Source organism: Micromonospora phytophila (assembly GCF_023656545.1).
Lineage (GTDB): Bacteria > Actinomycetota > Actinomycetes > Mycobacteriales > Micromonosporaceae > Micromonospora > Micromonospora phytophila.
In genome coordinates, this window is record NZ_JAMOKF010000213.1 from 1 (window position 1) to 9,863 (window position 9,863).

Here is a 9,863-nt window from a genome sequence, read left to right on the forward strand (position 1 = left end):
CGGCCGGGCGAGCGGGCCGGTCGCCGGGCCGCCGGTCGACTCCTCCGCCCCCCGGTCCCGGGTGCCGCACCAGCCCGGTGACCGGCTTCCGGCACTCCGCCCCCCGGCGCAGGACGAGCCGATCGCGACCCGGCCCGCCGAGGCCCCGCCCGAGCCGGCGGCGGTCGACCGCCCGGCCCGGCGGTCCGCGCAGCAACTTCCCGAGCGGTCCACCGGGCGGGAGGTGGCGCCACCCCGGCAGCGCTCCGCCGGTCGACGCGACCAGCCCACCAAACCGGTCCGGGTCAAGGCGCCGAAGATCAAGTTCGGTGACCGGGACCCGGCGGTCGAACTGGCCATCACCGAGATCGCCGGGCACCTGACCTTCACCCCCAACACCGTCACCGCCTGGTACTGGTTACCGGAGGTGCGCTGGGCGTTCCGGCCGGACGCCGAGCGGGAGGCGCTGCTCTCCGCCATCTCCGAGCAGTACGCCGGCCTGGCCGGGTTCCGGCTGCACCTGCGGCGCACCACCCGCCCGTTCCCGGCCGACGAGTGGGCCCGCACCATCGACGCGCACACCACCTCCCCGCTGCCCGACGTCCCCGGCACCACCGGCTGGGCCGACCACCTGGTGGCCGCGCAGCGGCACCTGCTCTCGGTCAACCACGCGGAGGGGCAGACCTACCTCGGCGTCACCTTCGCGCGGCGGTCCCTCGGCGACTCCCTCACCGAGCGGCTGCTGCGGACCTTCGGCCGAGGAGTCGCCGAAGGCGAACGCCGCAGGCTGGGTCGCACGGTCGAGCAGTTCGACGAGGTGCTCGGCGCGTTCGGCATGCGGGGTCGGCGGGTCACCGCACAGGAACTGGAATGGCTCCTCTACCGCTCGGTGGCGCTATGCATGGCGCCGCCCGGCACGCTCTCCCCGGTCACCGACGGGCGGTGGGAACGCGGGGACCTGCTCGCCCTCACCGAGCAGGTGGAGCGCTACCGCACGCCGTACGGCTCCACGGTCAAGCTGGTCAACCGGATGACCGGCGAGGAACGGCACGTCGCCGTGCTGGCGGTCGGCCGGATGGAGCCGCTGGAGATCCCCGAGCGGCACGAGCCCTGGCTGCACTTCCACGAGCGGCTGCCGTGGCCGATGGAGCTCTCCACCCGGGTCGACATCCTCGGCTCCGGCGACTCCTTCCGCAACCTCGAGCACCGGCTGCGGATGATCCGCTCTCAGCAGCTCGACTACGCCGAGCACGGCATCGACGCCCCGCCCGAGCTGGAGCGGCTGGCCAAGCGGGCCCTGGTGATCGGCGACGAGATGACCACCGGCCTGCCGGTCGACTCCGCCCGCGCGCACGGCTGGCACCGGATCGCGGTCGGCGGGCGCACCCGTGAGGAGTGCCTGGAACGGGCCCGCCGGCTGGTCCAGCTCTACAGCCGGGAGCTGCGCATCTCGCTGCAGCACCCGAAGAACCAGGACTGGCTGGCCCGGGAGTTCATCCCCGGCGAGCCGATCGCCAACACCGGCTACGTCCGACGGATGCCCGTCCCCCTGCTCGCCGCCGCGCTCCCGCAGGCCGCCTCCACGGTCGGCGACCGACGCGGTGACCTGATCGGACGGACGGCCGGCACCTGCCGGCGCCCCGTCTTCCTCGACCTGCACTTCCCCATGGAGGTACGCGAACGCTCCGGGCTCGCGGTCTTCGTGGCCGAGCCGGGCGGCGGCAAGTCGACCCTGCTCGGCGCGCTCGGCTACCTGGCCGCCCGGCGCGGTGTCCAGGTGACGCTGCTCGACCCGTCCGGCCCGCTGGCCCGGCTCTGCGCCATGCCGGAGCTTCGGCCGTACGCCCGGGTGCTCAACCTGACCGGCTCCGAGCACGGCACGCTGGCACCGTACTCACTCATCCCGACGCCGCTGCGCAGCGAGTTCGGTGGCGGGGCGGCCGGCGACCGGGAGTTCGAGATCGCGGTCTCCAACGCCCGGGCCGAGCGCCGCATGCTCGTGCAGGACATCTGCATGATGCTGGTGCCGCCCCAGGTGGCCCGCGAGGCGTCCACCGCCACCCTCTTCCGGCACGCCGTACGCCAGGTGCCGGCGGAAGAGACCTCCACCCTTGACGACGTGGTCGCCTGCCTCAGCCAGCTCGACGACGACGCCGGCCGGGAACTGGCCAACCTGCTGCTCGACACCGCCGAGATGCCGCTGGCCATGCTCTTCTTCGGCCGGCCGCCGGAGGGGCTGCTCGGCGCCGACGCCGCACTCACCGTCATCACCATGGCCGGCCTGCGGCTGCCCGATCTGAAGATCGAGCGCGAGTACTGGTCGGCCGAGGAGGCGCTCGCCCTGCCGATGCTGCACACCGCGCACCGGCTGGCCGTACGCCGCTGCTACGGCGGGTCGATGTCGTCGCGCAAGCTCGTCGGCCTGGACGAGGCACACTTCATGGAGGGGTGGCGCTCCGGCCGGTCCTTCCTGGTCCGACTCGCCCGCGACTCCCGCAAGTGGAACCTCGCCGCGCTGGTCGCCTCGCAGAACCCGAAGGACATCCTCGGCCTCGACGTGCAGAACCTCGTCTCCACCGTCTTCGTCGGCCGGATCGCCGAGGACGCGGAGATCGCCTCCGAGGCGCTGCGCCTGCTGCGGGTCCCGGTCAACGACGGCTACGAGGCCACCCTGGCCTCCCTCTCCACCGCCGATGCGACCTCGGCCACCCGGCTCGGCTTCCGCGAGTTCGTGATGCGGGACGTCGACGGGCGGGTGCAGAAGGTCCGGGTCGACGTCTCGTACGTCGACGGACTGCTGCAACACCTCGACACCACACCCGCCGCGATCGCGGCGGCGGCCGGGGTGCTGCCGACCGTCCTGCCGGATCTGGAGGCGTGACATGGCGAGTGCCCGGGCCCGGATGGCGGCGTTCCTGCTCGCGCTCGGCGTACTCGCCGGGGCCACCGTCGGCTGGCCCGCGTTCGGCGCGACACCGGCCGCCGCGGCGCCGGTGACGGCTCGGGCACCGGGCGACCTCTGCACCACCCCGGAGTGGCAGGCCGACTTCCGCGCCTGCGTCGCCAAGCTCAAGGAAGTCGCGGAGGACGACGTCAAGTGCCGGAACGCGCCCACCCCGGGCGCCCCGGACTCCGGGCTGGCCGGCTGGTTCGCGTCGCGCCCGGAATCCGCCAAGCAGCCCGGCCCGAAGGGCTTCTACAGCGACTACGGATACGCCGGGTACAGCTACTCGACGTACGACGTCGACAGCGGCTGCGCGACCGCGGTGCTGCATCCGGACTACAAGTTCACCAACACCGTCGCCAACGGTGAATTCATGATCGCCACGGCGATCGTCGGCGCCTCGAACGCGCTCCGCGAGCGCGCCTGGGACCCGCGCTCCATGTGGGGTTGGGCCGATCCGCTGGTGGACCAGGCGACGAAGGCCGTCTACCAGAAGGTGTTCAGCGTCTTCGGCATCGTCACCCTCTGCGTCGTCGGCCTCTACCTGCTCTGGCGCTCGCGTCAGTCCGACATGAGCAACGCGATGACCACGGCCGGCTGGGCACTGCTGGTGATGGTGGCGGTCACCGCACTGGCCGCGTGGCCGGTCAAGTCGGCCAACATCGCCGACGGCACCCTCGTCACCACGCTCGGCGTCGTGCACGACGCCGTGGGACCGACTTCGAAGGACATCCCTGCGGACAAGTGCGCCGTACCGAATCCGGATGCGTGCATCGACAAGCGGCCACCCGCCGTCCGGGCCAGTGACACGGCCACCGAGGCCATGCTCTACCGCAACTGGCTGCGCGGGGTGCTCGGCTCCGCGGACAGCGAGACCGCCAAGAAGTACGGACCGGCGCTCTACGACGCGAAGTCGCTCTCCTGGGAGGAGGCGCAGAAGCTCCGGTCGAACCCTGCCACCCGCGAGGCCACCATCACGGCGAAGCAGCAGCAGTGGGCGCGGGTGGCGCAGCAGATCGAGGCGGAGGACCCGGAGGCGTACGAGTACCTCCAGGGCGTTCGGGACATGGACCGGGTCGGGGCCGGCTTCATCGCGGTGCTCGCCGCGGCGCTCTTCGCGATGTTCGACCTGACCGCGTCGCTGCTCGTGCTGCTGGGCTTCCTGATCTTCCGCTGGGCGGTCATCGCCGCGCCGATCCTCGGCACGGTGGGGCTGCTGCGCCCGGCCAGTGCCGGCCTGCGCCGGTTGGCCAACGCGGTGGTCGCGGCCGTCTTCAACATCGCCATCTTCGGCACCGGCGCCGCCATCTACCTCTTCGCGGTCGACCTCATCATGAGTACGCCGACGCTGCCCGGCTGGCTCCAGGTGGTGCTGGTCTGGCTCTGCGGGGTGGTCGGCTGGCTGCTCCTGCGCCCCTACCGTCGGATCACCCAGCTCGGCGGCAAGGACAGCAGCGAAGCGGTCAGCTCGGCCGGCTCGTGGCACCGCCGCTTCTTCCGGGACATGCGCACCGCGGCCCGGCTCGACGTGGCCGAACCGGGCGGCACGGCCGAACCCGCGATGGGCCGGCGACGCGCCGTCGTGGCGGAGCGGACCAGCCTGCGACCCGAGGCCCGGTTGGAGGACCCGGCGCACTCCGCCGCCAGGGGCGGTGAGGAGCGGCGACGCCCGGACGGGCAGGAGCGCGTCGACGGGGTGGCGGGTCCGGCCGAGGAACGCGGCAAGTCCCGACCCGTCGCACCGCGGCCCCGCCGTCGGCAGCCGGCCGCCTGGACGGAGCCGGACGTGCCGGACGAGAACCCGTCCTTCGTCATCTACCGTCCCGGCTCGGCGGAGCGCGAGCCCGACCGGCCCGCTCCGCGGATCCGCTCAGAGGCTCGGTGAGTGCGGTGCGCCGGGCGGTCGAATTCCTGGTCACCCGGGTCCTCCGGTCCCGGCTGGGCATCGCGCTCGCCCTCGCCGTCGTGGTGTTCGGCGTCATCGGCGCGGCCCGGCTGGTCTCCGGGCCCGGCGATCCGACGATCGGGCTCAGCAACCGGCCGAGCCAGCCGATCACCACGGTCGCCCCGACCGCCGGCGACGACGGAGCGTTCTCCACCGCGGCGCCGCCGTCCCCGGTCACCCGCCCCGGCGACCTCACACCGGAACAGACGGCGGCCCGCTTCGTCACCGCCTGGCTGGGCAGGCCGGGCCTGACCGCGGAGCAGTGGCACGAGGGCATGCGCCCGCTCTCGACCCGGGCCCTGACCGAGAAGCTGGCCGGTGCGGACCCGGCGGGGGTCCCGGCCGGACAGGTCAGCGACGAGGCCACCCTCCGGCCACGGACCGAGACCCTCGTCGAGGTGCTGGTTCCGCTGGACACGGGACGGCTCCGGCTGGAACTGGTGGCGCCCGAGGGGCGGTGGCTGGTGGACGCGGTGGACTGGGAGCAGGAATGAGCGACGACAGCCGGCCCCCACGCCGACCGCTCCGACTGGGCGCCCTGGCCGCCGCCCTGACCGCGACTCTCGCCCTGCTCTGCTGCACCGGCGGCGCGGGCGCCTTCTTCCTCACCGAACTGGGCGGTGACTCCGGCGACCGGATGACGGCGACAAGCCTGGACTGCACGGAGGACTTCCGGGTCGACATCAGAGGCGACATACCCCGGATGGCCCAGTACGGCGAGATCCAACTCCGCAACGCCGCACGGATCATCAAGGTCGGGCAGGAGATGAAGGTGCCACCGCGCGGGTGGGTGATCGCCGTAGCGACCGCCATGCAGGAGTCCCGGCTGCGCAACCTCGCGAACCGGACTGTCGCGGAGTCCGGGAGGCTCCCCAACGAGGGGGTGGGGGCCGACCACGACTCCGTCGGCCTGTTCCAGCAGCGGGCCGGTTGGGGCAGCGTCAGCCAACGGATGACTCCCGAGTACGCCGCCCGGAAGTTCTACGAGAAGCTGGTCGACGTGCCCGGCTGGGAGCGGATGCCGCTGACGAGGGCGGCCCAGGCCGTGCAGATCAGCGCCTTCCCGGACGCGTACGCCAAGCACGAGGACGTCGCCGCCCAGATCGTCAACGCCCTGGCCGGCGGGGCGGCCCGGACGGTGCTGGTCGGCGGGAAGCAGGCGTGCGACCGCGCCGCCAGCGGGGAGATAGCCGCCTCCGGTTGGACCGCGCCGGTGCCGGGTGGCGTCGGCTCGGGCTTCCGCACGGCGGAGCGCCCCGGTCACAACGGTGTGGACATCGCCGCACCGAAGGGCACCCTGATCCGCGTCGCCGCGACGGGGCGGGTGCTGGTCTCCCGCTGCGACCCGGACAACAGCGGCCGGTTGTCGTGCAATGTGGACGGTTGGCCGGACAAGGGCGGGTGCGGTTGGTTCGTCGACGTGCTGCACTCCGGCCAGGTAATCACCCGCTACTGCCACCTGGTGAGCAAGCCCCGGGTCACGGTCGGCCAGGTGGTGGAGGCCGGCCAGGTCATCGGTGAGGTGGGCAGCAGCGGCAACTCCTCCGGGCCACACCTGCACTTCGAGGTGCACGAGGACGGTGACCGGAGCAGCCGGGGCGCGATCGACCCGGTGCCGTTCATGCGTTCGCGCGGCGCGCCGCTCAACGGCGCGGGGTGAGACGCCCGCCGTCATGAACGAACCGCTGCCCGACCCGTTCGCAGACCAGCCGGACTGGGCGCCGCAACCGCCCCGGCCGATCGAGATCGTGCCCGCCACCGGACGGGTGGAACTGCGTGGGCGGCGGGTGCTGGTCGGCCTGCCGGGGCTGGGCTGGCGGGGTGACCTGCGCGCCGACGAGCGGGTGGTGCAGGGCAGCCGGACCTACGTCCCGGTCATCCCCGAGCACGAGTGGTACCGGGCGGAGTCCGACCAGGTGGAGGTCTTCGCGCCGCTGGTCCCCGTGGAGCGGGTCTGGGTGGAGACGGTGGCCGCCCGACGCGCGGACACGTCGGCCGGCGGCGGAGCCGGTGTCCGGCTCGTCTCCCTGGACTCCCCCGCGCACCCCCCGCCGACCCCGGTCTTCGAGGCGGGCGCCGTCACCGGCCGCCGGGTCGTGCACGTCGTCGAGTCGGTCGAGCACCGGGACCTGCGGGCGGTCACCGAGACCTATTCGGGCGCCGAGGGGGACATCTGCGTCCGGGTCACCCCGGAGGTGGAGTGGTACCGCTGGGCCTGGCGCGGTCAGTCACCCACCACTCTGGAGGTCCCGGTCCATCTCCTGTGGATCGAGTGAGAGCTCAGGCTGCCCTGACTCCTTCGCAAACCCGCCAATCGTCGTCCAGACGGGTGGTGAAACGCCACGGCTGTCGATCGCTTTGTGAGATCCCGTCGACGTAGGCGGAAATGATCAGATCCACCTGAACCTCTGCGCTGTCGCCTTGGTCCTGCACGCGCAGGCTGCCCCAACTGACTGCCAGGTTGGTTCCGAACCGCTTCTCCCGGGCGACGAGGTCGTCCCGTAGTGCTCGGAGCTGACCGAGTCCGCCGCCGCCCTCGCAGGTGAAGAGGTCGGCGCGGGTGTCGTTGCGGTCCACGAGGAAGGCACGCAGGTAGTTGTCCACCACCACGTCGGGGGCGCTGCGGTCGGGCGTGGCCGCCCGGTCGTAGAGGACGTAGCCCGCGGCCACCCCGCCCAGGCAGAGCGCCGCGAGCACGCTCGCCACCACCGTGAGCACGGTGCGCAGCCGCCGCCGTGGCCGCTCCGGCGCCGGCGCCGCCGGAGGCGGCGCCAGGTGGTCGGAGGGGGGCCGTTGCGCCGGTACGCGGGAGACCTGGGAACCGGCGGGGGGCTGCACTGATTCCACCCCCTGAGGCTAACGGCTGGGCGCTGGAGACCCAATGCCCCAGATGCAGCGGATCGTGACGGACCCCTCCCCACCGGTGAGATCCACGACAACACCGGCGCACCGCCGCCGCACATCCCGGACGAGCCGCTCCGCCTGGGTTACCGTCTCTGCGCGGGGAGGGGTTGCCAACCTCGGGCAGAGGGGGTGGACGCGGTGGCCGGTCCGAAGGCACGGACGAACCGCGCCGCCGCTCTGCACCGGCGGGCCGCCGCCACCGCGATCGCCGCCGCCGGCATCCTCGACGACACCCGTCCCGTCCCCGCCGACCAGCACCGCCAGTACGCGCTGGCCGACCGGCTGCGTGCCGCGGCGGCGGCGCTGGCCCCCGGCTGGGCGGGTGCCGCGCTGGAGACGCTGGCCGTGACCACGCCGGCCGGCGAGGGTCCGCCCCCCTTCGTCCGGGTGGGCACCGCAGCGCCCCTGGACGACGCCCGTTTCCCCGCGCTGGTGCCGCTGCTCGGCACGGGTCACCTCACCGTGGACGCCGACGCCCGGGATCCCCGGGTGGCGGGGTTGCTCCGGGCCGTACTGCTGCGGTTGCTGGCGGCGGCTCCGGCCGGGGCGCTGCTGGTCCGCGCGGTGGACGCGGCGGGTGACACGCTGGCGCCGTTCACGGCGCTCGCGGACGCGGGCCTGCTGCCGCCCCCGGCGGTGGACGTCGCGGGCCTGCGGGCCGTGCTCACCGAGGCGGAGCAGTGGGTGGCGCCCGGGTCGTCCGGGCGGCGACGCCACGACCGGACGCTGCTGCTGGTGATCGCCGCGCTGCCCGAGCTGACCGGTCCGACCGACCTGGCGCGGGTCGAGGCCCTCGCCGAGCAGGGCCGCGCCGCCGGGCTGCACCTCGTCGTCGCCGGCTGGCCCCCGGCGGGCCCGTACGCCGGGCGTGCGCCGCTGCCCCAGGCCACCGCGCTCGCGATCCGCACCGCGTACGCGCTGCTCGGTGATCCGCCGGGCGGCTCGTTCGCGGGCCCGGGCGCGGATCCACCGGGCGGGCTGAACTCGCCGGTCTTCGTCGAGGCGGACCCGCCCGCGGAGCTCGTCGACGCGGTCTGTCGTCGGCTGGCCGCGCAGGTGGAGGCGGGTTCCCGGCTGGCCCTGACCGACCTGCTGCCGTCATCCGACGAGGAGCTGTGGACGGCGGGTTCGGTCGACGGGCTCTCCACCACGGTCGGCGACGCCGGCGGGCGGCCGGTGCCGCTCGGCTTCACCGAGCTGACCCCGCACTGGCTGGTCAGCGGCCGGTCCGGCGCGGGCCGGTCCACCTTCCTGACCACCGCGCTGCTGGGCCTGGCCGCCCGGTACGGCCCCGACGAGCTGGCCCTGCACCTGGTGGATCTCGGGCCGGGCGAGTCCTTCGTGGAGTTCCTCCAGACCGAGCGGGACCGGTCGTGGATCCCGCAGGTCCGTGGCGCGGCGATGGCGGCCGACCGGGAGTACGTGCTGGACCTGTTCGACGAGTTGGCGGCGGAGGTGCGCCGGCGCGAGGAGGCGGGTCGGCGGGCCGGCGGGCAGCGCTTCGCCGAGCTGCGGCAGCACCAGGTCATGCCCCGGATCGTCAGCGTGCTCGACAATCTCCCGCTGCTATTCGCCGAGCGGGACCGGCTGGCCGCCGAGGCCGCCAGCCGCCTGGACGCGCTGGCCCGTGGTGGACGCGCGTACGGGGTGCACCTGGTCCTGGCGGGCGAGGGCGACCTGGGGTTGGGGTCGCGTACCGACCGGGACTCGGTGCTCGGGCAGTTCCCGGTGCGGGTGGCGCTGCCCGGCGGGGGCGCGGTGCTCGAACCGACCAACGACTCGGCGGCGGGGCTGCCGGTGGGCAGCGCGATCGTGAACACGGCGGGTGGGCTGGGCGGCCCTCGGGGCGCCACCCGGGGGCACGAGCGGATGGTCCGCTTCCCGGACCCGCAGGAGCACGCCGACACGGTGGAGGAGCTGCGGCACCGGCTCTGGTCGGCCCGGCCGGAGGGTGCCACCCCGCCGGTGGTCTTCGCCGGGTACGCGCGTCCGCTGCTGCGCAACGATCCCCGGCACCGGGCGGCGCTCGCCGGGCAGGCCCCCGGGCCCGCCGCCCTGCTGGGCCGGGCCGTGGACGTGCACCGGTCGACG

Annotated in this window: 7 protein-coding genes; 6 read left to right on the forward strand and 1 reads right to left on the reverse strand. The window is 74.0% G+C overall.

Going from position 1 to position 9,863, the window contains the following annotated elements:
- From NCC78_RS21770 to NCC78_RS21790, 5 genes are all read left to right on the forward strand, one after another.
- The coding region (locus NCC78_RS21770; protein WP_250796663.1) for an ATP-binding protein at positions 1-2,860 on the forward strand (2,860 nt) is incomplete at its 5' end.
- 1 nt (position 2,861) lies between these two features.
- Positions 2,862-4,808, forward strand: a complete 1,947-nt coding sequence (locus NCC78_RS21775) for an MFS transporter (RefSeq protein ID WP_250796664.1) — start codon at positions 2,862-2,864, stop codon at positions 4,806-4,808.
- A complete protein-coding gene (locus NCC78_RS21780) occupies positions 4,805-5,362 on the forward strand; it encodes a hypothetical protein (RefSeq protein ID WP_250796665.1) in 558 nt (185 codons plus the stop codon). The genes NCC78_RS21775 and NCC78_RS21780 overlap by 4 nt, the downstream gene beginning before the upstream one ends.
- Positions 5,359-6,528: a M23 family metallopeptidase gene (locus NCC78_RS21785; protein WP_250796666.1), complete on the forward strand. Its 1,170-nt coding sequence runs from the start codon at positions 5,359-5,361 to the stop codon at positions 6,526-6,528. Before NCC78_RS21780 ends, NCC78_RS21785 begins: the two co-directional genes overlap by 4 nt.
- 13 nt (positions 6,529-6,541) lie before the next feature.
- Complete coding sequence (locus NCC78_RS21790; RefSeq protein WP_250796668.1) at positions 6,542-7,144, forward strand: hypothetical protein; 603 nt, start codon at positions 6,542-6,544, stop codon at positions 7,142-7,144.
- 4 nt (positions 7,145-7,148) lie between these two features.
- Here the strand turns inward: NCC78_RS21790 and NCC78_RS21795 are convergent, their stop codons facing one another.
- Positions 7,149-7,706 (reverse strand): hypothetical protein, encoded by a 558-nt coding sequence (locus tag NCC78_RS21795; protein ID WP_250796670.1) that lies wholly within the window; start codon positions 7,704-7,706, stop codon positions 7,149-7,151.
- Between the two features lie 195 nt (positions 7,707-7,901).
- On the opposite strand from NCC78_RS21795, the gene NCC78_RS21800 reads away from it, so the two are divergent.
- A partial coding sequence (locus tag NCC78_RS21800) for an FtsK/SpoIIIE domain-containing protein (protein ID WP_250796669.1) occupies positions 7,902-9,863 on the forward strand: 1,962 nt, incomplete at its 3' end.